General features: G+C 39.5%; 20 protein-coding genes, 1 pseudogene, 1 riboswitch and 1 other annotated feature. Of the genes and pseudogenes, 6 read left to right on the top strand and 15 right to left on the bottom strand.

The features are described 5' to 3' along the window. Positions 1–91: 91 nt before the first annotated feature. From DIS06_RS15100 to DIS06_RS20195, 7 genes are all read right to left on the bottom strand, one after another. Positions 92–1,465, bottom strand: a complete 1,374-nt coding sequence (locus tag DIS06_RS15100) for a M20/M25/M40 family metallo-hydrolase (RefSeq protein WP_110114058.1) — start codon at positions 1,463–1,465, stop codon at positions 92–94. A 78-nt stretch (positions 1,466–1,543) separates the two neighbouring features. Then, a complete protein-coding gene (locus DIS06_RS15095; protein WP_110114057.1) occupies positions 1,544–2,605 on the bottom strand; it encodes a hypothetical protein in 1,062 nt (353 codons plus the stop codon). A gap of 147 nt (positions 2,606–2,752) precedes the next feature. Continuing rightward, positions 2,753–4,099 (bottom strand): glutamine synthetase family protein, encoded by a 1,347-nt coding sequence (locus tag DIS06_RS15090; protein ID WP_110114056.1) that lies wholly within the window; start codon positions 4,097–4,099, stop codon positions 2,753–2,755. After that, positions 4,096–5,286 (bottom strand): M20 metallopeptidase family protein, encoded by a 1,191-nt coding sequence (locus DIS06_RS15085; protein WP_110114055.1) that lies wholly within the window; start codon positions 5,284–5,286, stop codon positions 4,096–4,098. Before DIS06_RS15085 ends, DIS06_RS15090 begins: the two co-directional genes overlap by 4 nt. 6 nt (positions 5,287–5,292) lie before the next feature. After that, positions 5,293–6,645, bottom strand: coding sequence for an APC family permease (locus DIS06_RS15080; RefSeq protein WP_110114054.1), 1,353 nt, complete (start codon positions 6,643–6,645; stop codon positions 5,293–5,295). Further along, positions 6,642–7,808 (bottom strand): amidohydrolase family protein, encoded by a 1,167-nt coding sequence (locus tag DIS06_RS15075; RefSeq protein ID WP_110114053.1) that lies wholly within the window; start codon positions 7,806–7,808, stop codon positions 6,642–6,644. Before DIS06_RS15075 ends, DIS06_RS15080 begins: the two co-directional genes overlap by 4 nt. A gap of 283 nt (positions 7,809–8,091) precedes the next feature. Beyond that, positions 8,092–8,238, bottom strand: a complete 147-nt coding sequence (locus DIS06_RS20195; protein ID WP_162595988.1) for a hypothetical protein — start codon at positions 8,236–8,238, stop codon at positions 8,092–8,094. A gap of 260 nt (positions 8,239–8,498) precedes the next feature. Between DIS06_RS20195 and DIS06_RS15070 the strand changes: the two genes are divergently transcribed. Then, the gene (locus DIS06_RS15070; protein WP_110114052.1) at positions 8,499–9,134 is read left to right on the top strand and encodes an FMN-dependent NADH-azoreductase; all 636 of its coding nucleotides are present in this window, start codon (positions 8,499–8,501) and stop codon (positions 9,132–9,134) included. 128 nt (positions 9,135–9,262) lie between these two features. On the opposite strand, the gene DIS06_RS15065 is transcribed toward DIS06_RS15070, so the two are convergent. From DIS06_RS15065 to proB, 4 genes and pseudogenes are all read right to left on the bottom strand, one after another. After that, complete coding sequence (locus DIS06_RS15065) at positions 9,263–10,462, bottom strand: phosphoglycerate dehydrogenase (RefSeq protein WP_110114051.1); 1,200 nt, start codon at positions 10,460–10,462, stop codon at positions 9,263–9,265. A gap of 146 nt (positions 10,463–10,608) precedes the next feature. After that, positions 10,609–10,689, bottom strand: a riboswitch (ZMP/ZTP riboswitch). Between the two features lie 416 nt (positions 10,690–11,105). Next, positions 11,106–11,333, bottom strand: a pseudogene (locus DIS06_RS15060) (transposase); the annotation flags it as partial. 42 nt (positions 11,334–11,375) lie between these two features. Then, positions 11,376–12,617 carry a glutamate-5-semialdehyde dehydrogenase gene (locus DIS06_RS15055; RefSeq protein WP_110114050.1) on the bottom strand — a complete coding sequence of 414 codons (1,242 nt, stop codon included), beginning with the start codon at positions 12,615–12,617 and terminating at the stop codon, positions 11,376–11,378. Positions 12,618–12,619: 2 nt separating this feature from the next. Continuing rightward, a complete protein-coding gene (gene proB / locus DIS06_RS15050; protein WP_110114069.1) occupies positions 12,620–13,738 on the bottom strand; it encodes a glutamate 5-kinase in 1,119 nt (372 codons plus the stop codon). A 73-nt stretch (positions 13,739–13,811) separates the two neighbouring features. Further along, positions 13,812–14,015, bottom strand: a binding site (T-box leader). A 209-nt stretch (positions 14,016–14,224) separates the two neighbouring features. Here proB and DIS06_RS15045 point away from each other — a divergent pair. Continuing rightward, positions 14,225–14,539, top strand: a complete 315-nt coding sequence (locus DIS06_RS15045) for a hypothetical protein (protein WP_110114068.1) — start codon at positions 14,225–14,227, stop codon at positions 14,537–14,539. An 81-nt stretch (positions 14,540–14,620) separates the two neighbouring features. Here the strand turns inward: DIS06_RS15045 and DIS06_RS15040 are convergent, their stop codons facing one another. Then, positions 14,621–15,520, bottom strand: a complete 900-nt coding sequence (locus DIS06_RS15040; RefSeq protein WP_110114049.1) for a TetR/AcrR family transcriptional regulator — start codon at positions 15,518–15,520, stop codon at positions 14,621–14,623. Between the two features lie 210 nt (positions 15,521–15,730). Between DIS06_RS15040 and DIS06_RS15035 the strand changes: the two genes are divergently transcribed. Next, complete coding sequence (locus tag DIS06_RS15035) at positions 15,731–17,260, top strand: DHA2 family efflux MFS transporter permease subunit (RefSeq protein ID WP_110114048.1); 1,530 nt, start codon at positions 15,731–15,733, stop codon at positions 17,258–17,260. Between the two features lie 43 nt (positions 17,261–17,303). Here DIS06_RS15035 and desA read toward each other — a convergent pair whose 3' ends face one another. Continuing rightward, positions 17,304–18,308: a Delta(5) desaturase DesA gene (gene desA / locus DIS06_RS15030; RefSeq protein WP_110114047.1), complete on the bottom strand. Its 1,005-nt coding sequence runs from the start codon at positions 18,306–18,308 to the stop codon at positions 17,304–17,306. 408 nt (positions 18,309–18,716) lie between these two features. Between desA and DIS06_RS15025 the strand changes: the two genes are divergently transcribed. Next, positions 18,717–19,511, top strand: a complete 795-nt coding sequence (locus DIS06_RS15025) for a putative hydro-lyase (protein WP_110114046.1) — start codon at positions 18,717–18,719, stop codon at positions 19,509–19,511. A gap of 404 nt (positions 19,512–19,915) precedes the next feature. Here the strand turns inward: DIS06_RS15025 and DIS06_RS20975 are convergent, their stop codons facing one another. Together DIS06_RS20975 and DIS06_RS15015 are read right to left on the bottom strand one after the other, a co-directional pair. Continuing rightward, the gene (locus DIS06_RS20975; RefSeq protein ID WP_481746871.1) at positions 19,916–20,107 is read right to left on the bottom strand and encodes a DUF1963 domain-containing protein; all 192 of its coding nucleotides are present in this window, start codon (positions 20,105–20,107) and stop codon (positions 19,916–19,918) included. A 137-nt stretch (positions 20,108–20,244) separates the two neighbouring features. Further along, on the bottom strand, positions 20,245–21,015 hold the full coding sequence (locus DIS06_RS15015; RefSeq protein ID WP_110114044.1) for a class I SAM-dependent methyltransferase: 771 nt from the start codon (positions 21,013–21,015) through the stop codon (positions 20,245–20,247). Between the two features lie 489 nt (positions 21,016–21,504). Between DIS06_RS15015 and DIS06_RS15010 the strand changes: the two genes are divergently transcribed. Continuing rightward, a complete protein-coding gene (locus tag DIS06_RS15010; protein WP_110114043.1) occupies positions 21,505–24,489 on the top strand; it encodes a gamma-glutamyltransferase in 2,985 nt (994 codons plus the stop codon). 134 nt (positions 24,490–24,623) lie between these two features. Continuing rightward, positions 24,624–25,505: an LCP family glycopolymer transferase gene (locus DIS06_RS15005; RefSeq protein ID WP_110114067.1), complete on the top strand. Its 882-nt coding sequence runs from the start codon at positions 24,624–24,626 to the stop codon at positions 25,503–25,505. Positions 25,506–25,669: the final 164 nt, after the last annotated feature.

The raw sequence follows: 25,669 nt of genomic DNA, 5'->3' as shown, positions 1-25,669 counted from the left end.
AAACTGGTTGTTTAAAAGGTGTTTTGATCCCTGTCTCAAAAACAGGGGTCAGTCCCATGAACGTCCACATGGGCTTTTTGTTACTATTTGCTTAGCTAATACGATTACTCTTTACATCGCTTCTCTTCAACTCTCTTACTACTCTCTCTAACTCTCTTCCATGCTGAAACACACCACTTAATAACATAAGCGTTTCATAACAAGCATCTACATGTAATGTCTCGTCATTCGTATGTTCATGTTGATAGCCGGCAGATAAATTAACACTTTGAATACCGTAACCAGCCCAAACTCTTGTATCACTACTTCCTCCAGCTGCACACTTCCACCCTTCTAACCCTTCAGTTATGGCGATTTGTTCAACAAATGCTCCATAGTTTTCGTGACAAAACGGCTCATATCCTCCACATGATGTCACAATATCACCTGTTCCACGGCGATCGACAACAAATGCAGCATCCACGTCCCACAGAAAATACCCATCAACACGTCTAGCTCCAACTAACCCCACTTCTTCTTCCACTGTAAAAATAAATTTCACCGCACCATGAAACTTCAATGTTTCAAGACGCTTTGCTAATTCGATTAAGACCGTTACACCCGCTCTGTCATCCGCTCCTAGTATTCCTTCGCTACTTGACCAAATGGAGCCTTCTTTTACAATCTTTCTTCCTTTTTCAATCATTTCGACTGTATCAAGGTGAGCATTGACTAAAACGGTTGGTCCACGACCGGTTCCGCACATTTTTTGAGCGAGGATATTCCCTGTTCGGTCGACCGTCAGAAAATCGACATGAGGATTTAGTTGCTCAATCACGTATTCTCGAATTTCGCTTTCGTTCCCACTTTCTCCATTTATTGATAAACATTGCTCTAGCTGATGTAGAAACAACTGTTTTTTGATCCATTCGCAGTCTTCATTGACCCATTCTTTGTTCACTAACGCCATCTTTTCCGCGAGATCTAAAAGTTGAGTTCGTGATATTTTTAAACTAATTACTTGATGTCTCACATGAAATGTTGAAACTCCGATTGCTTGTAAAACGTTGCTTACACTCGTCATATCTACCCACTGTTCAAAGCCAATTGATGGTCTTCTTGTATCATGACCATCACAGCAATACATCGTGTGAAGACCTAAACGATTCAATTGACGTACAACACCTGCGACATACGTATCCAGTTCTTTCACTTTTGGTTCCTCTTTCCCTGGTCGAAACCATAACCCTTCCCCTCTACCTCTATATTGAAAATCGACACTCTTTAACCATGTTTCTTCTGAAACAATTGGACGTTCGATTGTTAAAAACCCGTGTTCAAATTTGTATGGTACAGATGCGTTTTCTAAGCTTTCCATTAAGAAAATGAGATTCTCTTCCGTTTCACCTAAACAAACAAATTCGTTAGCTCTTTCTTCTTGCACCATAAATCCATGACGAGTAAATAATTGATTCCATGTTTTCATTCCATCATCTCCCTCTTCGTTATGACTTTATTATCGCAAAAAGGCGGTGACACCCCTGTCACCACCTTTTGAAGAGAGCTATTCAATTGTCTCGTCTACTCTGTACATCACGTAATAAGAAAGCGTTCCATCAAAATAGTAAGCTAGTTCCCCGTGATGATTAGTCGTTTGAATGATTTCAGGAATTTTCAAACTCTTTAATCTTCTTCTTAGTCGACTAATCGCTTGTTTAAAAGTATCTCTTGATGGTTCACCGTTCACATGGCAATCTCTAAAATACGAACTCATCTTCATTCTTGTACCTGGTGAGTGTTGAGATGTGCTCGTCAATAAGTAACGCAAAATCCCAGCATGATCCGGACTAATCTGATAATAATAGCCACGAAAATAGAGTTTGATATCTCGGTCATTAAAATAAAGAAGAAGCGTGTTCGTTAACTCATTCTCATGAACGAACTCTTCACATTCTTGTTTTGAACACATCACTTTTCCATCTTGACTCACTTTGTAAAATGCATTCTTTTCTAAATAGGTCTCATTTTCTTTTAAACTACGATACAGCGATGAAAATTCATAGTTTGGAAGCTCTTGTTGATTCGGATGTTTCATTGCGTCTAGATCATCCTGTGTGTTTGCCGCTATGTAAAGTGCACTGTTTGTTAAATAAAGGTGTGCATTGATCACTTGTTGTTGATTTAAGAGATAATCTTTTCTACTTTCATCATAAGTTTGGTTGCTAATCGCCATTTGAAAGTAATTTAGCGCATTGTAATACTTTGCTTGCTTATAAAATAAGAAGCCAATTCGATATGCGGCGATTGGATTTCTTCGGTCATATTTTAATGCTTCTTCTAAGCAACTCATCGCCATCCTATCATCTTTTATATACTTCATTTTTAAATACGTGCCATAATGAATCAAACAAATCAAAAGCTGCTTTTTTATATATTCAAGGTAAAATTCCTCTTCTTTGTTCTCCTTTACGCTTTTTTGAAGTCTTTTATGCATTTCTTTATAAACGTCAATCTTTTGAGGATACAAAGAATACTCGATGTCGTCCTCTTTATCATGAAGTTCTTGTTCGAGCTCTTCTAATTCATCTAACGTCATCTTTCTTAACTGTGTATGTGTGACATGCATAACGTTCCATCCCCCCATTATAGAAAACCACTACTGAAAGCAGTGGTTTCATGTAGAATGAGTCATATGACTCGATTTAATTTTATTGGCCATTTATCCTTTATTTTACCATATTCATGAGTTTAATTACTTACTATTTAAGGAGAGTTAAAACCTCCTCGAAAACACCCCCAACTCCCACTCACTCACATACCCGACATATTTATCCCATTCGGTTTGTTTGATTTTAATGAATTCGTTCCAGATGGTGGGGCCGATGACTTGGGCAAGTATGGTGTCTTGTTGGAGGGTGGTGAGGGCTTCGTTTAAATTTTTTGGTACGCGTTTGATGTTTTTTTCGTGTAGTTCACTTTCTGTTGCGTGTCCTACATCAAAATGGGCAGGGTCGCCTGGGTCGATGCGGTGATAAACCCCTTGGAGACCGGCTGCAATAAGGGAAGCTGCGAGTAAGTATGGGTTACACGTCCCATCTGCCCCACGGTATTCAAATCGTCTTGTGCGTCGTTTATCGACGACACGAATCAACACCGAACGATTTCCCATTCCGTAGCAAAGATGCGCAGGTGCCCATGAGCCTGGTTGCATGCGCTTATACGAGTTCACACTCGGTGCACCAATTGCGACAAGCGCCATGCCGTGTTTTAACAAACCACCAATGAACTGATACGCGGTTTCCGATAAATCAAGACCTCTCTCATCTTCTGTATCTGCAAACAAATTATCTCCTTTTTCATTGAATAAACTCATGTGTACGTGAAGACCGCTTCCTGCTAGATGTTGAAACGGCTTTGGCATAAGCGTTCCAATCATCCCTTTGTCACGAGCAAGCTGCTTAAACACATGCATAAACGTGACTTGATCGTCCGCTGCTTTTAACGCATTCGTATACCTTAAATTAATCTCAAGTTGACCGGGTCCGTATTCACTTGACACTTGTTCAGTCGTGACATTCATCGCTTCTAAAACAGACACAAAATCTTGAACAAAGTCTTCTTGTACGTCGACCCCATCTGTTGAAAAGCAGTGGCTTTGATCAGCTGGAACGATTTTACCATCGACTTCTTTTAACAAATACGCTTCTTGTTCAAACGCCATGTTTAAGGTCCCGCCAACTATCTCTTCCACTTCATTTAGCATTTGTTTCAAGACGTTTCGAGGACACCCTGGCCACGGTTGTCCGTCTATGTCGACTAAGTCACAAAGCATTCTCGCTGTCTTTTTTCGATAAGGAAGGATCGCAAATGTTGCGGGATCTGGAACAGCAAAAAAGTCACCATCGTCCGGACCAAATGTAGGATCAGGGATGTACTCATCAAACATGTCAAAGCTCATAATCGCTGTACTGAAATTCACACCTTGTTCAAATGCACTTTTTAGTTGGGAAGGACGAATCGTACGCCCTCTTGTTACACCTGCATAATCTAAAAATTCAATGCGAATAAATTCAATTTCTCGTTTTTTGACGAGTTCTAGTACATCGTCTTTCGTTGTCACTCATTCACTCCTCCTTTTTGTTGCTTGTTTAACACAATCTGTGTAAATAACTCCACACCAATTGAGATGATGCTTGAGTCAAACGTGAATTGCGGATGATGCAAGTCGTAAACAGGTTGGTTAGAAAGAGCTGTGCCAAGTCGAATGTACGTACTTGGCACTACTTCTGCGAACGCTCCGAAATCATCTGCTCCCATCGAAGGTTCTTTTAGCAACACGACACGTTCGTCTCCGAATAACTCCCGTGCACGTTCTTCTACTCTCTTTGTTAGCATTTCGTCATTGATAACAGGTGGATGGCTTTCTTCATACAATACATCTGCTTTTCCACCAAAAGCGCCAGCCATTTTTTCAGCTAGTTCAGTCAGTTGATGTTTGACTTTAGCTCTTGTTTCCCTCGTTACCGTTCTCGTTGTCCCTGTTAATACAAAAGAATCAGCCACCACATTACTAGCCGTTCCGCCACGTATTTTTCCGACGTGAATAACAACGGGTTCCACAGGGTTCGTTAACTTCGTGACGATTGTTGGCAATGCTTGGAGAAGGTGTGTACCAATCATAATCGCATCGATGGCTTGATGAGGTCTTGCGCTATGACCTCCTTTTCCTTTTATCTCGATTTTGAAATCATCACAAGAAGCGGTAACGGCACCATATTTCACTCCTACTGTCCCATGCGGAAGGTGTGGCCATAAATGGAGCGCCACCATTTCATCCACTTTCGGATTTTCTAAAACACCTAGTTGAATGAGTTGGTGTGCAGCACCGTCTGCTTCTTCACCAGGTTGAAAGATACAGCGAACCCTTCCACATAAGAGATGGCGATGATGATACAGTTGATAAATCGTCCCAAGTAAAATCGCGGTATGTCCGTCATGGCCACATGCATGCATCACACCTTGATGAACAGAAGCAAAGTCTAAGTCGGTTTTCTCTTCAATAGGCAGAGCATCGATATCTGCTCGAATTCCGATGTGAGGGCCTGCTCCGTTTTGACCGACAATATCAACAAAAATCCCCGTTTCTCCGACTCTCGTAAACGGAATGTTCCACTTGTTTAAAATCGACACGATAAATTCACACGTTTGAAACTCTTGAAAAGACAACTCGGGATACTTGTGTAAATGTTGTTGAATGCTTGTTAAAGTCTCTGCTAACGATGGAGAGACACGTATTGATTTGCTCATACTTTTTTACTCACTGTCATTGGTGGACTCTTGTTTATTTTTATAAAAAATTCGGAAGAGAACGTACAGAATACCCATCCAAATAATTCCGCGTACAAGTGTCATCGGAGCGCCAATGAACGTTCCATAAAACACAATGAGAATTCCGATGAACCCTAAGATTGGAAATAGTGGATAAAGTGGCTGTTTCCATGGTAATTGTTGCACTTCATCAAAAGCACGTTTTCGGTATAAAACAGCTGCAATAAGTGCTAATGTCCAAGATACAAGCCAAGCGAGCACAAGTTGTGTTGATAGTTCTACATAAAGAAAATCAGGATTAAATGAACCTAGAATGATAAGTAAAATAGAGATTGCCCATACTACAACAATGCCGTTTACAGGTGTTCCTGTTTTCGGATGAAGCTTCCCAAGAAAGCCCGGAAGAAAACCGCGTTTTGCTTGTGCATAAAAAATGCGTGAAGATGCATACAACGTTCCCATTAATAAACAGGTAGCTGCCGCAATCCAAGCCGTCATGTTCATAATGTACGCTCCTGCCATACCAAATACCATTCCAGCTGCATCCGTAAACGGTGATCCGTCCATTGTGATTTGTTCCCATGGAATTAACCCTTGTAGTACCGCTTGTGCCGCTGTATATAAGACAAGGAACGTAATACTTGCCCAAATTAATGCTTTTGGTAAATCTTTTGGATTTCGTACTTCTCCCCCTGCCGTCGCAAGCGTCACCGCTCCAAGGTATGCATACGTTCCATGTGGAATCGCTCCCCAAAATCCATCAGAGCCTGTCGCAAAAAATGGTTGAAAGTTCGCGATATTGATGTCTTTTAATCCAATGATTGAAAATAATGCCATCACGAGTGTCATGAGCACGACAAGAACCAATTGCGTTTTCGCGGCAATTTCTGCTCCTAAAATATTTAACAGAGCAAAAATGGACAAAAACACAATCGCAAAGAACACAGGCCATACATTGCCTGTTAAGCTAGGAAAGAACCACATGGTGAGCTTCCCTAACGCAAGCCCGACACTTCCCCCTGCAATAACCCACCCAATCGCAAATGCAAATCCAGCTAAAAAGCCCCACCATTTGCCGATAAAGCGCTCAACCCATTGAGACATCGCTCCTGCACTCGGCATCCCTACTGCTAATTCTCCAAGTGCAATAACTAAAAATAGTTGTGAAAGTCCCGCAATTAAATACGCAAGCATCGCGCTTGGTCCTGCTGTTGCAATTCCTTGGCCCATTAAAACGAAAATACCATCTCCAATTACCGCTCCGACCCCTAGCGCCCAAATCGACCAGTAACCAAGCTTCCGTTGTGGCTCAATACCCAATGTTAATGGTTTACTCATGATGTATCTCCCTTCAAGTGATCATGATAGACACGCTCAAAATTTCGATATAACACCATTTCACCAATCACTCTTGCCGTACCTTCATCCATGTAGTTGTGCGCCACCCAATCTGTTAATACGTCTTCAAAGCATTCTTTAAACAAATGCACACCAAGCCAATTCATCTCTGGCATTGTAAATGCATCAGATCCGTACATCACTTTGTCAAAAGGTGCGAACTCAAACACTTGTGATAAAACACGCTTCACACCATGCCCACTAAATGGGTTTTGCAGCGAGATGTCCATGTAGACATTTGGTAAAATACTCACAATAAAAGCTGCTTCTTCCACCCATGGATAACCACCATGTACAAGGTGAACCTTTGTGTTTTTATATTGTTCATCTCGCAACATATCGAGAAGAAAGCTCGGGCTAGCTTTTGGAAGGATGACCTCTCCATCACCAATTCCTGTGTGAATGTGCATCACCTTGCTTGCTTTTGTACATTCCTCCATCGCAATATGCAAACAGTAATCTCGCAACCTTTTCACTTCTGCACGTGTGTTCGCTTTAAATGTAGCGTAATCCGCTTTTGCGTTTGATTCATCCATCTCTTGAATATCAAGACCACTTCGGTAAGCAATGATTGATTTTAACCCAATCACTCCGTCTTTTTTCAACTCGTTTCTGACATCTTTTCGGTAACTTTCAACAAACTGTGTAAACGAATCACATTGTTCGCTCATTCGAACCATCACTGGCTCAATTCGATATACTTCCCACATACGAACGCCACATAAATCTTGATAGCTTTCTTTCGTAAGCGGAGGTTGTGGATAGCCAAAGTCACCGACAATCCCTGTTAAATGAGCGTCCTGAAAAAGCTCACGCGTAAATTGCTGGAAGTTTGTTGCCCGGCGATTGCGATGAGCAACCACTTCTTCTAAGATAGGCTCACACCCTAAAAACGAAGCGAGACGCTGAATTAAAATTTGCACCCACATGTTTGTACCTGGAAAAGGTTGTTTTGGCATTCTTGCATCACGAGAAATCTTTGTGGGAATAACGGAAAGAGACAATTTTTTCACATACTCCTCTTCCGTATAAGGTCGTATATTTGCTTCATATGGATGTGCATGAACATCAATAGCTGGAATATCACTAAGCGTAACTTTCACGGCAACGCCTCCTTTATTCTTTCTATATAAAAAGCCTCCTAGTTCTTTTGAAACAGCACGTATTACTATTTACTATTCAGAAAATTTAGATAAAATGTTAGAAATAGGATAAATCACAAGAAAGAGCCGAACGAGAGGTTGTTCTCTCATTCGGCTCTTGTGTTTCATTTATCCATTCATCGTTCATTTACTCTCCACGTTTTTTCCTCTGTGCATCGGCGCGTTCATGAAAAGAATGGAAAAACCGTTTACACGCATCTAGCAGATCATCTTTTCTCGTTAACTAATCAATCCATTCGTTTGAAATGCAGTCCATTTTATCATATATGCTTGCAATCGTGCCTGTAATAAAACCAATCGTATCGGTATCTCCGCCAAGATTCAATGCTTCATTTGCAATATCAAGAAGACCGATGGATGCATAATTCAAGAATTCATAGGTGTTCGCACCGATTGCCTACCTTGACGAACACCCATTACGACGACGTTAACCCCCGTTCATGTTGAATCGAGGGTGTAAAAAGCGTATTTGTATTATGGTTAGTATAAGCAACTAAACACCAAATTAATCTGTTAGATAAAGACAGTTCATCAAAATACTTCAATAGCTGTGATGCACATAAATATAGAACCTCTTCACAAACTAAAACGCACAGACTTTTAGTACAATGATATAGGGGGAGTGTAACAATGGCTAAAGTACTGTACATTACCGCTCATCCACACGATGATACCTCTTCATATAGTATGGCTGTGGGAAAAGCATTTATTGATACGTATAAAGAAGTGAATCCGTCTGATAACGTCGTTCATATTGACCTTTACAAAGAAAATATTCCTCACATTGATGTCGATGTGTTTAGTGGTTGGGGGAAACTTCAATCAGGTAAAGGATTCGAAGAGCTATCTGCTGAAGAAAAAGCAAAAGTAGGCAGACTATCGGAGCTATGCGATCAATTTGTTTCTGGAGATAAATACGTGTTTGTTACACCATTATGGAACTTCTCGTTTCCACCAGTGATGAAAGCGTACATTGACTCTGTGGCAGTTTCTGGAAAAACATTTAAATATACGGCAGAAGGTCCTGTTGGTTTATTAACCGATAAAAAAGCGTTGCATATTCAAGCACGTGGCGGTATTTATTCAGAAGGTCCAGCTGCCGAACTTGAAATGGGCCATCGTTATTTAGGCATCATCATGCAGTTTTTCGGTGTTCCTTCTTTTGAAGGGGTGTTTGTAGAAGGACATGCGGCAATGCCGGATAAGGCACAAGAAATTAAAGAAAATGCAATTGCCCGTGCAAAAGATGTCGCACATACGTTTTAATTCCAAAAGAGTCAGCCAATTGGTTGGCTCTTTTTACCTTCGTTAAAAGAATTCCCAGTCACTTCTCTCGTTATGCAAAAAAAGCCTCACTCTCCTAAAGAAAGTGAGACTTTTCACGTAACCAGTCATTAAATAATACGCGTGGTGATCATGCCTTCAATCTGGCTTAATTTTTCTTCTAACCCTGGAATTACTTCACCATTTACTTCGTTATCAATGTCAATCATCGTATATGCGTATTCACCGCGACTTCTGTTAACCATGTCAGCAATGTTTAAATTGTAACTTGAAATTGCAACCGTCATTTGCCCTACCATGTTTGGTACATTTTTATGGAACGCTGTGACGCGTCGTTTTCCTGCATATGGAATCGATGCATTCGGGAAGTTCACTGAGTTTTTAATGTTTCCTGTTTCTAAAAAGGTTTTAACTTGACGAGCTGCCATCACCGCGCAGTTTTCTTCTGACTCTTGTGTCGATGCCCCTAGATGTGGAATTGGAATCGTATTTTTCATTTTCAAGACATTTTCATTTGGGAAGTCCGTAATGTACTTACCTACAATTCCATCTTCAAGCGCTACTGCCATGTCGATTTCATTCACAAGCTCTCCACGTGAGAAGTTTAAAATGTGAACACCTTTTTTCATAATGCTAAACGTTTCTTTATTAAATATTCCTTTTGTTTTATCTGTTAATGGAACATGAACCGTAATGTAGTCTGCTTCTGCATACAGTTCTTCAAGTGTCATTGCTCGCTGTACGTTACGCGATAAGTTCCATGCTGTATCAACCGAAATAAATGGATCGAATCCGACAACATCCATATCTAAATCAAGCGCATCGTTCGCTACGAGTGCTCCGATTGCACCTAAGCCGATGACACCTAACGTTTTTCCTTTAATTTCTTTTCCGACAAATTGTTTCTTTCCTGCTTCAACGAGTTTCGGAATTTGATCGCCTTGATCTTCCAACGTTTTCGTCCATGCTACACCAGCAAAAAGATTACGAGATGAAGCCATTAATGATGTTAGTACCATTTCTTTAACCGCGTTTGCATTCGCACCAGGTGTGTTAAACACGACAATACCTTGTTCTGTGCATCGATCCACTGGGATGTTGTTCACACCCGCTCCAGCACGCGCGATTGCTTTTAGATTAGAGCCAAACTCCATGCCATGCATGTTAAAACTACGAGCAACGATAGCATCAGGATTTTCGCTGTCATTGTCAATTGTAAATGTCTCTTGATTAAAAACTTTTAATCCGCTTTGTGCGATGTTGTTTAATGTTTTAATGGTTTTGACTTTTTGTACTAATAATGCGCTCATTTTGTTTTCCCCTCTTTTGTTGATGATTTTTTCAACTTACATCTGAAACGTTAGAAAGCTTATAGGTACAATTACATACTAAAAGTAAAAGTCGTCTCGTTGCATCCTCTCCTTATAAACAGAAAAAGGTAAGGACTGCTTTCCCTTACCTCTGCCCAGGCGAACGGCTAAACGACACTACATGCTCCCTCACGGTCATCCGTGTTTCGCCAGTTACATGTAGTCTTTGAATTGCTCTTATCTTACCAAATTCTTCTCGAGCCTTCAAGAATTATTTACTGAATATTTTAATTTAACATAGTTGAGCGAATTCTCTCTCACTCCCATTCTGTTGTATATGCCCAAATAGACCTTGCACCTCTCGTTGTATCAACATCATATAATAAGTTAAACTTTCAGCCTTGGAGGATTCTTCACTATGTATATAAATGACTCGTTCTGTAATTGTTAGGCTATAACAACAAGTTCGTTCCATTGCGCTCCATTCCACTATTCTTTTAAACTTGTTTTTTAATCAAAAAATGAGGCTGACTCAAAAGGTTGAATAAATTCGATCTGAGAGTCGCCTCCTTTACTTTTCATCCAGTTTCTGGATTTTAGTTTGATGGATTTATAAGGGAAAGAGGGATATCCCTTCCCTTCATTACCCTAATTTTTGTTCGCTTTCTTTGTTGGCTGCCCACTTCAGTAAATTGTGTGCAGCGCAAATAAGACCCCAATCCGTGGTATTTTTGGATAGGCCTCTTAACCCAAATCTCTTAAACGCTCGATTGTGCTTAATCTGTCCAAACACAGGCTCTACATCTATTTTTCGCTGCCTGTATCTTTTGCTTCCTTCTTCCGTGGCCAAGCGTTCACGAACTTCTTTTCGTTAATTAATTAGAGACCATCCAACACCTTGCTTTGAAATTGCTTATCCCCTAATCTGTCCTGTTCCTCTTATAATTGCTTTTGATGTGGTAATCGCTCGTAATCCCATTGGTCCACGGGCATGAAGTTTTTGTGTACTGATGCCAATTTCGGCCCCGTAACCAAATTGTTCACCATCTGTAAAACGAGTGGATGCATTATGATACAAGGCAGCGGCATCTACCGTTTGGAAAAAGAGATTCACATTTTGCTCCTTTTCACTCACAATTGCTTCTGAATGTTTCGTTCCGTACTGATCGATATGAGCAATCGCTTCTTTTACATCATCTACAAGCTTAACCGCTAAAATTGGGGCTAAAAATTCTGTGCGCCAATCTTCTTCTGTTGCCAAGTTAATAAACGAGTACGTCGAAGCAAGCTCTGCATCCCCACGTAGCTCCACTCCTTTTTCATGAAGGGTATAAAGCAATTGTGATGTGTAAGGCCAATTTTTATGAACTAACACCGTTTCGGCTGCATTGCAAACTGATGGACGGTGTGTTTTCGCATTGACGACGATGTTTATACCCATTTGTTGTTGTGCTGTTTCATCAACAAAGATATGGCAATTGCCTACTCCTGTTTCTAATACAGGTACCGTTGCATTTTGTACAACTGTTTGAATTAAACCTGCTCCACCGCGTGGAATGAGCACATCTAAGTAGTCGTTCAGCTTAAACATTTCAGCCGCTGTTTCACGACTCGTATCTTCTAACAACTGAACAGCATCCGCTGGAATTGCTGAATCCGCTAGCGCTTCTCTCATCACATGAACAAGTGCTTTATTTGAATGAAGTGCAGATGAGCTACCTCGTAAAAGCACCGCATTTCCTGCTTTCAAACAAAGACTCCCTGCATCTACTGTAACGTTCGGGCGTGCTTCATACACCATTCCAACAACACCAAGAGGAACACGTATCGTCTGAATATGTAAACCATTTGGGCGTTCCCATGACTCTATTTCTTGACCGATTGGATCGTCTAATTGAATCAATTGGTGAATGCCGTCTACCATTTGCTCAACTCGCTCTTCTGTTAACAGTAAGCGGTCTAACAGTGCAGGTGAAAATCCCTTTTCTTTGCCTTCTTTAATGTCTTTTTCATTTTCTATGACAATCCATGCTTTTTTTGTTAGTAAATGATCAGCTATTTTCGCTAATGCTTCATTTTTTTCTGTAGTTGTAACCATCCCTAATGCTTTAGCTGCTTGCTTTACCTTTGTTGCTTTTTGAATTAACTCACTCATCTTTACACACGCTCCTTTTCAGCCGTTACCCAATTGTCTCGATGAATCGCTTCTGCACGCTGATTAATTGAATAGCTTTTCGCTTGTTCACTCGGCAATCCTTTTACTTTTTGCAAGTCGTCAGCAGAGTAATAAATTTGCCCTTTTCCAATCGTTTGTCCTTTTTGGTTTCGAACGACAACGACATCAAGAGCATTAAACGTGCCAATTACTGTCGTAATACCAACGGGAAGTAAGCTCTTTCCATTTTGAATGAGAGCTCGTTCTGCCCCTTCATCAATTTCAATGACACCTGCTACTTGAGAGTGATGGGCAATCCACTGCTTTTTCATCTGCATTTGCGTTTGAAATGGTCCTCCGATGTAGGTGCCGTCTCCTTTACCTGCAAGCATATCCACCAGTTTTTCTTTTCCTTCCCCTTTTCCAACGAATACACTAACCCCAAGTGAAAGAGCTTTTTTTGCTGCAAGAAGTTTCGATTTCATGCCACCTGTTCCGACAGAAGAACCGCTATCACCTGCTACTCCTACTAATTCATCTGTCACAGCTGGAATGAAATGATATTTTTTAGCACTTTTTGATACATTCGGATTGCCATCATACAGTCCGTTGATGTCTGTTAAAATGATGAGCGCATTCGCATGTAAAAAGCCACTAACGAGCGCCGACAACATATCGTTATCTCCGAACGTTAACTCTTCAATCGACACCGAGTCATTTTCATTAATAATTGGTAACACACCACGCTCAAGAAGTTCTGACATTGCTGAATACAAATTCCGAAAGCGCTCTTGACTGTAAAAGTCCTCACGTGTTAACAACATTTGAGCCGGTACGATGTTATATTCGCTAAAAAGCGAGAGATATCCTTGCATTAATAACCCCTGTCCGACTGCTGCTGCAGCTTGCTTTCCTGCAACGGTTTTTGGTCGCGTCATGTAACCGAGTGAACCGAACCCTGCTGCGACTGCACCTGATGAAATGAGAATGACATCGTGACCTTGCTGCTTTAAATAAGCGAGTGCTTCCACATGATTACGCATCTTCTGCTCTGATAATGTTCCTACATCATTTGTTAACGAACTACTTCCTATTTTGACGACAATGCGTTGTTTTTTCATTGCATTCGTACCTTTCTTTTTTAAAATCATGACAGTCATAAAGACAAATAAAAAACGACTTCCCCATCCTTATAAAAAGGACGGAAAAATCGTTCCGCGGTACCACCTTCATTGATGCCTATGCATCCACTTTATCCTGTAACGAAGGAAGACGGCTTATGTTTTCATAAGCGGCGTAAAAAGGTAGGTTCAATCTACTTTCTGTGAGAAACCTTTCAGCCGGTGGGTTTCACTCTCTACCACATTCCATTGATTTACTAGTCCTATGCCGTTTTTTTTAGTTTAATTTTTGATATTATCCGTTGAAAACGAGTGATTGTCAAGCAAGAATTTTTCTGTAACGAGAATGCTTGTTTTTAGTTTATGCTTCTTTTCACGTCCTAGACCTTTTGGGTTTATTTCGTCATCGTTAGGCTTTTGCCCAAACACATCATAGGCATTCGCATAACATATAACGTATTTACATGACGAGGAGGAATCATGAAAGTGAACCCATATTACTTTTATAACGGATATGTCCAGCAGCAAACACCTTATCAAAACTATGATTATACGAGTTACAGCTATATGCCATATCAAGAGCAAACGGCGGGAGATCGTCAACAACTTCTAAACCTCGGTGGCCTTGAAAGACGCGTACGAAATCTAGAAAGACAAAATGAATTACAAGCACAAGAAATTACACGATTAAATCGCGTTGTGGAACGTCACACAAATCGGTTGAATCGTTTAAATCAACGTTTACGTACAGTTGAACGAAGATTAAACATCGTCATTGCAGCGGCTGAAGACGGATTTTAATGCATTGTCCGTGTCAATAAGGCTCCTTTTGACACGGTTTATTCATTGTACAAGCTTTTCAAACGAGTCAAACAGTATTCATTATAGACCGCTTTCTTTTTCTGTAAAATAACGTTGAATGAACACTTCTAGCTTGTTTACTTGTTCGTTCTCAAATGGCGCATGATTTTCTTTTAACGGTAACAAAGCTGTTTCCACTAAAAAGCGACGTGGACTTTCCGCATGAATACATTCATCTTGAAGAAAATCAAGGAGCTCCATATATTTCGTTTGCTGCTCATGACGTGCTACTGATTTTTTTAAGTCGATGATGGTACGATGCAACGATTGTTGTACCGCTCGTACACCGCACTCTTCTTCTGGTAGCCACATGGTTAATAATTCAGGTCGATTTAAGTATTCTCCTGTTTGCGCGACTTCTTCCATCATCTTTGCCACGCGTTCTACGCTGTAACGAACAATTTTGGACACATCTGGTTTCGATTCGTTTGCCATTACATAGTACTTCATGTTGTTGTGCAAAATCCCCATAAACATAATCGCTCCATCTAATAAATACGGCTTTTTTTCTTCTCCAAAAAGATCAACAAATCGTTCATAAATCCATTTCAACATTTTGATTTGACCTTTTTTTATAGATTCCTTTAACTCCTCATTATTTGAAAGAAGCACTTCTTCAAAGAGAGCAAAAAATTTATGTTTTTCATTCGCATTCACTTGCAGTTCGATTTGTTGAATAAAAATATCAATCGATGATCGATCTTGTCCGATGAGTAACTCATTACGTTCTTGCGCAATACGTCGGTATACCTCTTTAAAATGAGCAAGCAACAGTTCATTTTTAGATGAAAAATAATTATAAAACGTTCCCTTTGAAATACCACTGCATTCCAAAATATCTTGAATGGACGTTGCTTGAAACCCCTTTTCAATAAATAATTGATACGCCACTTGAAGGACATGCAATTTTCGATCGTTCATGCTATCACCTTTACCCTAAAATTTATGATAAAACGTTCAGTAAACGTCACATTGTACCACCTGTATACCTCTTATAGTACCCTATCTATAGCATTTAAACAATTAGTAGTAACTTATAATTGCATAAATTGAACCACTAGTATATGATATGAAATGGAATATAAGTTCAATATATTAGACTATCGGTATACAAAGGTGGGAAACAAAAAGATGGAACAATCAATCTATCAAACAGGTCGTCCAAATTACGGGATTCTTTCGATCTTAATGATTGGTGCTTTTATTGCATTTTTAAATAATACGTTATTAAATATCGCTCTTCCGTCCATTATGATGGATTTAAACGTTGAAGCATCAACTGTACAATGGTTAACAACGGGATACATGCTTGTAAATGGCATTATGATTCCAACAACAGCTTTTTTGATTCAAAAGTTCTCAGTACGTCATCTTTTTATTGCAGCGATGAGCTTGTTTACTGTTGGAACAGTCATTGCAGGAATGGCTGATTTCTTCCCTCTATTACTAGGTGGACGAATGCTTCAAGCATCTGGATCAGCTATCATGATGCCTTTATTAATGAACGTGATGCTTGTAAGCTTTCCGATTGAAAAGCGTGGGACAGCTATGGGAATTTTCGGATTGATTTTAATGGCCGCTCCAGCAATTGGACCGACATTATCAGGTTGGATTATTGAGCATTACGATTGGCCCATGTTGTTTCATTTCATTACCCCAATTGCAATGACGGTTTTATTACTTGGATTCTTTTTATTAAAAGATAAAAAAGAAAAAGTAAACATTCGTCTTGATCTCCTTTCTCTTCTGTTATCAAGCGTTGGATTTGGGGGCATTTTGTACGGATTTAGTTCTGCAGGAAGTAAAGGGTGGGATAGCCCGCATGTGTATGCGACCATCATTGTTGGTGTCATTTCATTAGTGGCGTTTATTTATCGGCAAACGATACTAGAGCGCCCGATGCTAAACTTCGGTGTGTTTCGATACCCGATGTTTGCTCTTTCATCAACAATTACGATTGTATTAAACATGGCGATGTTTTCAGGGATGTTACTTTTACCGATTTACGTACAAACAATTCGTGGCATTTCACCGTTTGACGCTGGTTTAATGATGCTTCCTGGTGCACTTGTTATGGCGGTGATGTCACCTGTTACAGGGAAATTATTCGATAAATTTGGTGGTCGTGTGTTAGCAATGATTGGCTTAGCCATTACGACATATACGACGTATTTACTTAGCACACTTTCATTCGATACAACGTACACGTATTTAATGGTGTTACACGCTGTCCGTATGTTTGGGATGTCGATGGTGATGATGCCTGTTTCCACAAACGGGTTAAATCAATTGCCTCCTCGCTTCTATCCGCATGGAACAGCGATGAACAATACACTAAATCAAGTGTCTGGTGCAATCGGAACTGCTTTACTGATCACTGTCATGTCAAATCGAACAGATTCCGTTGCGGCTGATTTACTAGCAGATGCAACAAAAAGCATGACGACCGCTCCAACCGATGCAGCATTAGCAAACATGCAACAGCAAATTATGTTGCAAGCCATGTTAGATGGCATTAACTTTGCGTTCTTCGTTTCGGCTCTTATTGCCGTTGTAGCGTTCATTCTTACGTTCTTTATTAAACGAGCTACACCAATGGAAGACCCTATACAAAAAACATCTTCTGAAGGTTCAGTTACAGCAACATTAGCTGAAAATTAACTAGTAAAAAGCCAAGGTATGAAACACCTTGGCTTTTTACTAGTTATATGCTTGTATTCACTTTTTTCACTTCTTTAAAGCTAACGAACTTCCGATTTCGTTCATCCCACAAGCGGAATTTCATCGCTTTCAAACTCGACCAGATTGTAATTGTTGTCACGTTTTGAAGCACAGGTGTATTTTCATGAACCGCTTCTAAATAATAGTTTGGTACACGTGGGTTTAAATGGTGAACGTGATGGAATCCGATGTTACCCGTTAACCACTGAATGATTTTCGGTAATTTATAATAAGAACTTCCGTCAACAGCTGCTTTTACGTAGTCCCACTCTTCTTCTTTTACAAAATAGCTATCTTCAAACTGATGTTGCACATAAAACAACCAAATGCCTGCTGCACCAGAAAAATAAAAAATTGGAAGTTGAACAAGTAAGAATGCTTTCCATCCAATTAACCAACAAAGCAATGCGCTAATCCCGATAATTCCAGCATTGGTTAGATATGTGTTCATTCGTTCTTTCGCTGGTGCACCTTTACGGTTAAATCGATTCTCAATTAAAATAGAGTAAAACGGACCAAATAAAAAGAGAACGAATGGATTGCGGTATATACGATACGCGAGGCGTTTCCAATAAGATTGTGCTAAATATTCATCTACCGTTAAAATCCAAATATCACCTGTTCCACGCTTATTTAAATTACTACTTGTTGCATGGTGAATCGAGTGACTTCTTTTCCATTGATAATACGGGTGAAACGTTAAGATCCCTGTAATCGTCCCAACGATTCGATTCACTCTTGAATGTTTAAAAAACGATTCGTGACAGCAATCATGAAAAATAATGAAGATTCGAATTGTGAACCCAGCAGCGACAATGGTGAGCGGCAATGTTAGAAGATAAGAAATGCTTAAGCTTTCATACGCCAAATACCACAAAACGATAAATGGAATGATGGTGTTACATAATTGACGAATACTCTTTTTCAAATCTGACTTCGTGTAAGGAGCAATCTCCTTATTTAAATTACGCTGATTTTCGTTACGCATAATGCCTCCTGAACTTCTCTTGGTCGAGATGCACGATCACGTGCGTTTATTTTTAAATTTTAACTATCGACAAACGATGGAAAGTGTTATTGGTAGTAAAATTTGATTGATACGTTCTATGCGTCATTCACTTTTTATTATCACCAAAACTTAATACTTGGTCACAAAAATAATTGATTCACTTTTTATCATACAAGGTTATCGCGTTAACTGCTACTATTATTTTTAGCATCAGGTCATAAAAAAATAATAATGTTCACTTTTTGTTCACGAATTGTTCGCATAAATACAAATTCCCTATGTACATTATACTCTCTTTTCTGGGGTTTTCTCTTTAAAAATTTCTATATTTTTTGTAAATTATAATAAGTAAGATATTTTAAAAAGACGAAAGGTAGAGTGATGAATATGAAGACGATGAGTCAAAAACTCGACCTTGTCGAGCTACGAAGCTTAATTCGCAGAAATCAATTTACTGCATCAACAGCAGGATATGCACCTGGACATACACAAGTAAATCTTGTCATTTTACCAAAAGCATTGGCGTATGACTTTTTATTATTTTGTCAGCGCAACCCAAAATCGTGTCCATTAATTGAAGTAACTGATGTCGGTTCACCCGTCCCTAAACGGACGACCGCTCATGCTGATTTACGATTCGACTTACCGAAATATCGAATTTATAAGAGTGGTAAACTCGTTGAGGAAGTACATGACATTGAAACGTATTGGCAAGATGACTTTGTTTCGTTTTTAATTGGATGCAGCTTTACATTTGAACAAGCTCTTCTTGATAACGGCCTTTCCATTCGTCATATCGAGGAAAAGCGAAACGTGCCGATGTATGTGACAAACATACCTTGTGAGCCTGCAGGTGCATTTCAAGGAAATGTTGTGGTGAGTATGCGTCCTTTTTCACCAAGAGATGCCATTCGTGCCGTCGAAGTCACTTCACGGTTTCCTTCTGTTCATGGCTCACCTATTCATATTGGCGATCCTAAACAAATTGGCATTCACGATTTAGCTCAACCAGACTTTGGCGATGTAGTAACTGTAAAAGAAGGTGAAACACCTGTCTTTTGGGCGTGTGGCGTCACACCCCAAGCCGTTGCGATGTCAAGTAAACCGAGTCTCATGATTACACATGCACCGGGGCATATGTTCATTACGGATGAGAAGGATAGTCGGTATTCTATTTTATAAACAAACCAAAGAGGCTCGGACATAAGTGTTTCAGTAGATAAGATATCTGAACTATTTTGAGTTATATACTTTTGGTAGGTCGGATATTTTTGTTGGTTGGAAAAACAAGTTTAAAAGAATAGCAGAATGGAGCGTAGGACACTCGACTCCTGCGGGAAATAGAGGAAAGGCTGAGGCCACGCAGGCACGAGGAGACTCAAGCTTCCTCCCCGCGGAAAGCGAGTGGCTGGAGCGCAATGGAACGAACTTGTTGTTGTAACATAACGATGATAGAAACGTTATTGTTAGGTTTTGAGAAGGAATCATTTCGTTATGTCCCACCCTCTTTATATGTTTTACTCCTCAATAGCAATCCCAATTATAAATGACATTTGAAAAATCTCACTTTTTCGAATCTTCTCGCGTCATGAAAAAAACTGCGAAATTCCACAATTAGGAAAGTCCTTCAAATGAGGAAGATCAGCAAAGTTTATTTGTGCTAATAGCTTCATCGGCTTTCCATTTTCAGCTGTCGGATATGTCATCTCAAGTGGCCAGTATGGATTACCTGCAAACTTGCTTTCAAAGAGCGTCGTTTCTTTTCGGTTTGTTTTTATTCAAATAAATGGTTGAATGTTTTTTTAATGTCTTCTCGGTAACGTTCTAATTCAGTAGGTAAAGAAAGTGCACGCGTCATTGTGAATCTCCTTTTTACTATTTTCATTATTAAAGATACGATAAAACTCGTATAAAATCACCTTTTTCTCCCCACAAACAGCGCCGATTCCCCTTGAAAAGACTGAACGCGCTCATCACTTATGGTAATAGAAAAGTGAGCCATTGTTTCGTCGGATGCTGAGATCATGTTTTGGTTGAGCTGTTCTTTTTCTTTTAGTGGTAAGCCCATCATGTCCCACCATTGGTCGAACATAAATGTTTTTTGAAAGGTCATCATCGACTCGATGCGAAATCCTGCTTGTTCGAGCTTCGCCATCCATTCGGTTTTCTTTAGTGCTCGGTAGTGACTAGGGTCTCGCTTCTTTTCGACCATGTTATAAAATTGATCAAACGCCTCGCATTCAGGTGCTACATTGTCAATCAATACCAAAAGGCCATCACGTTTCGTAACTCGACTTACTTCACGTATAAATTGATCGACATGTGGAAAATGATGCGGAGCAATGCGACACGTGACAGTATGAAAACTCTCATCAGCAAAAGGCAACGACTCTGCATCTCCTTGAACGAACGTGACGTTGTCATGGCCATTTCCTTCGATAAATTCTTGCGCCTTCTCAAGCATGTTCGCTGTCAAATCGAGAGCTGTCACTTCTTTATATAAAGGAGCTATTGCATTGGCTACATGCCCTCCACCTGTCGCAATATCAAGTGCTTGTTCACCACTTTTCTCCTTAACAATTTCTATTAAAATTGCTAAATCTTCTCCTTTAGCATGTCCGTGACTTGTGACATATTTTGCCGCATTCTTTCCAAACTGATGACGAACGTTTTCTTTTTGGTTCATTCTTCTCCCTCCTCATGTTAAACAGATATCAATGTTTTCACCTCTCATTATATGAGCTTTTCACACACAAATATTTCGTCAAAAAAGAGCTATTGCATCATGCCAGAAGAACTATTATCGAACAATAGTATTCTAGCATTTCGATTCACTGCCTCATTTTCTCTTCTTATAACCTTCCTTCATTCATCAGCCGTTCACATCTACTTGCTTATTTTTATTGAAAATAATAGAAATATCTACGCTCATCTTCTCCTTTTTCTTGTTCTTTATTGATTTGATTTAACTGTTCATTCAAACTTCTTTCTCTACATCGTCATTTGACCTATAAATATGCAAAATCCATCCATCATTGTTATGCCTTTCCTTTATTTTTTCAGATATGACATCGCAATAACTTTTTTTAAACTTTTTGTTAAACAACTTTTTTTACATGTACTTTCTGATAACATATGTCTCGGTTTAAAAATTTCATAAGGTGGTGAATGGTTTTTGCAAAAGAAAGTAGTACCATTCTTTATTTTGTTACATATTTGCCTATTATTTGGCATCGCTCCTTTACAGATCGCTACAGCCGAAGGAGATCATACTGATGAACTCATTGACTTTTCCGACAATTACGGCGTAAGCGCTTCTCATCCACTTGCGGTTGAAGTCGGGATGGATGTGTTAAAAAATGGTGGAAATGCCGTTGATGCCGCAATTGCTGTGTCGTATACCCTTAGTGTCGTAGAGCCGTTCGGTTCTGGGATTGGTGGCGGTGGACAAACCTTGCTGTTACCACCAAAAGAAAGCGAACCAATCGTATACGATTATTGGGTTACAGCCCCTTCTAATCCAAAAGCAGCCTCTGAACAAACAGGTGTACCTGGCTTTGTAAAAGGAATGGATAAATTACATAAAGACTACGGTTCAAAACCTTTTTCTGAATTAATTTCACCTGCAATTGACCTTGCAAACGAAGGATTTGAAATTGATTATTTGTTATCTCAACGTCTTGGTGGCGGTTCAAAGCGCTTACCTGTAGACGATTTACCTCGCTTTTACCCGAATGGAAAGCATTTACAACCTGGTGATACACTCAAGCAGCCTGAGTTAGCAGAGACGCTAATGAAAATTAAAGAAGACGGAGCGGATGCGTTTTATCGTGGTGAAGTTGGAGAGTCATTTTTAAAGGTTGCTCCTCACATAACAAAGAAAGATTTAGAGAATTATAAAGTAAAAGAAACAAAACCAACGAAAGTGGAGCTTGAAAAAGGAACCGTTTATTCCGCTAGTGCTCCTCTTGCTGGTATTACGTTAGCACAATCATTAAAATTAGCTGAAAAAGTGGACATTGAAAGCACGAAGGACAGTCAAGATGAATTTGTTCATTTAATGGCAGAAATTGCACGTGTAACAAACAATGACCGTGTAAAGGAAGTCGGTGATCCTAACTTTGAAGAACTAGATGTGAACGATCTTGTCAGTGATGCACACATCACAAAGCTGGCAGATGAGATGTCATCAAAGCCGTCTACCGAAATGGAGAATGATGGGGAGAAAATCGACGACAAGCATACGGATACGACTCACTTCGTCATTATTGACAAAAACGGAATGACCATCTCGACAACGAACACGTTAAGTAACTTCTTTGGTTCTGGTCAGTACACCGATGGCTTCTTTGTGAACAATGCGCTCGATAATTTTAGCTCTTATTCTACTTCTTTAAATAACTACGAGCCTAATAAACGTTCTAGAAGTTTTTCTGCTCCAACCATTGTGGTCACGGATGAGAAAGTATTAGGAATTGGAAGTCCAGGGGGGCGACGTATTCCAACTGTCATGGCTCAAGTGTTATCAAGACATCTCTACATGGAGAAATCACTCGAAGATGCAGTGGATGCTCCACGATTTTACGGTGAGAATGGGTATTTGTATATTGAAGAAGAATTTCCTGAAGAGTTAACAGCGGACATGATTGCTCGTGGTTATAATCTTGAGCCGAAGTTGCTACCGATTTATTTCGGAGGCATTCAAGCACTCGAACTAGATAAAAGCAGTCATGATATTACAGGAATTGCTGATATTCGCCGGAGTGGAACGTGGGATGCAAAAGATAAAGGAAATGCGCTTCTTGAAGGTCTTGTTCTCTTTTTCTTTATTATCGGGATTTCATTTCCACTTCTTCATCTCTTCCATTGCCTCCCTTGGTTTAGAGATAAACAAGAGGAAATGAAATACGAGCCTGATGAAGAAGATAGCATGAGTATTCTCGTTCCGTGCTACAACGAACAAGGCATTATTGAAACGTCTATTGAAAGTATGAAAAAGTTAGCGTATTCCAACTTTGAAGTTCTTTATATTAACGACGGTTCAAAAGATCATACTATGTCATTGCTTGATCAGTTTTTACAATTAAAATTATGTACAAAATCTCCACTTAAACAGTTAAGTAACGCTCGAGTGAAAGCTGTTTATCAATCAGAGCTTTACCCTCATATGTACGTAATTGATAAAGTAAATGGCGGAAAAGCAGATGCACTCAATGCAGGGATTGAATATGCATCGAACAACCTCGTCATCACGCTTGATGCGGATACGGTTTTAACAGAGGAAGCCCTGACTGTCGTCAATGAAAAGTTTGCTGATTGTGATGTCGTGGCTGCAGGTGGGATGGTTCATATTTTACAAACAAAAACAACAAAACCATTGAGTCATTTGTCATTGTTAAAAGCTAACTTATTATTACGACTACAAACGTTAGACTTTTTAAAAGCATTTTACATTACAAAAGTATCGCTTGCTCGCTTTGATGCTCTTGCTGTTATTTCTGGAGCATTCGGGATTTTCCGAAAGCAAGTTCTTCTTGATGTAGGAGGCTATCGATCGAGTATTGGTGAAGACATTGATATTACGTTACGGATTCATCAATACATTCATAAATTTAAAAATAAGAAAATTTTATTAATACCAGACGCTGTGTCGTATACTGAACTTCCAGAAACGTGGGAAGATTTCTTTAAGCAACGCGTTCGCTGGCAAAAAGCGTTTATTGATTGCGTCATTCATTTTCGTTCTTTTTTTACAAAGACGTTGTTTAAAAAAGGCGTTTCGTTTTTCTATATTTTTGAATCATTTTTCGCAGGTACTCTATCTGCTTATGTGATGGCGATTTTATTTATCGTCAGGGCGATTTACTATCCACCTGATTCTTACACGCATTACATGATGATGTACTTAATTTATATGTTCATCTTTGGATTCCTTTACAGTTTAATGGCTCTCTTGATGAACAAGCATTATGGATTTTCATTTGAGAATCGGGATTTCGGCCGCTTGCTTACAACGTTACTAATCGACGTCTTCCTTTATCGCTTTGTCATTATTTACATTGTGATGTACGGCAGCATTGCATATTTCTTTAACCACAACTGGAATAAAGTGGAGCGTACAGGGCGTAAATATCAAACCGATTCGCAATCTGCCGCGTAACAGTCCTTTATAAAAGAGGTTGAATGAAAAAGAGACGTCTCTCCTTTTGATTCGACCTCCTTTTACATCAAGACTATTAAAATGAGGTGAGCGAAACATTGAAGAAAAAACTGTTACTGCTCTTATTAACAACAATGGGTGTACTTCTTTTTGGCGCTGGAAGTTATACAATTTATTTATGGAATACAGCAACTGCGACATTCGCCAATATTCAAGAAGATTTAAATCGCGAAAAGTCAGAGAAACGACTTCAAAAAATTAGCTTAAATGATGGTGATCCATTTTCAGTTTTACTAATGGGGGTTGATAACCCTGAAGTTCATCAAAATCATGGGCGTGCGGATACACTCGTATTGTTAACGGTTAACCCTGAAAAAAAGTCGATACAAATGGTCAGTATTCCTCGTGATACCCGAACAAAAATTCAAGGAAAGTTTATGAAAGAAAAAATCAATCACTCTCATGCGATTGGTGGCACGGAAGGAACCATCGGAACGGTTGAGAAGTTTTTAGACGTACCGATTGACTATTTTATTAAAGTGAATATGAACAGCTTTCAAGACATTGTCGATGCGGTTGGAGGCGTTGATGTGAACAACAAGCTAGACTTCACCTTTTACGACATTCATTATCCAAAAGGAAAGCTTCACTTAAATGGGGAGGAAGCTCTTGGCTATGCTCGCATGCGACATCTCGATCCTCAAGGTGATTTCGGTCGTCAAAAGCGACAGCGTGAAGTGATTGAAGCAGTTTTAGAGGAAGGAGCGAGCATTTCCTCTCTTGCGAAATTTGGCGACTTGTTTAAAGTGGTTGAAAACAACGTGAAAACGAACCTTACGTTTGACGATATGTGGACGATCCAATCAAATTATACAGAGGCCTTGAATAATATTGAACAGCATTCTGTAAAAGGAGAAGGTAAAAAAATACGAGGAACGTTTTATCATGTTCCAAATAAAGACGAATTACAGCACCTTTCTAATGAATTAAAAGCTCATTTAGAAATGAAAGAATAATAAGAGCCTGCCCTTTTGCACATTGTTAGCATATACAGGGGCAGGTTTTTCATAGACTAATAGCGTTTCATACGACTTCCTTCTTTTTATCTATCCTTGTCGAATCACCCAAAATAATATTTTATGTATCACGCACATTTTGTCTACACAATAAGTTGTAAAGA

The sequence above is a fragment of the Bacillus sp. CGMCC 1.16541 genome (assembly GCF_003184905.1).
Lineage (GTDB): Bacteria > Bacillota > Bacilli > Bacillales > Bacillaceae_H > Priestia.
This window is presented reverse-complemented; position numbering and strand designations above follow the sequence as displayed.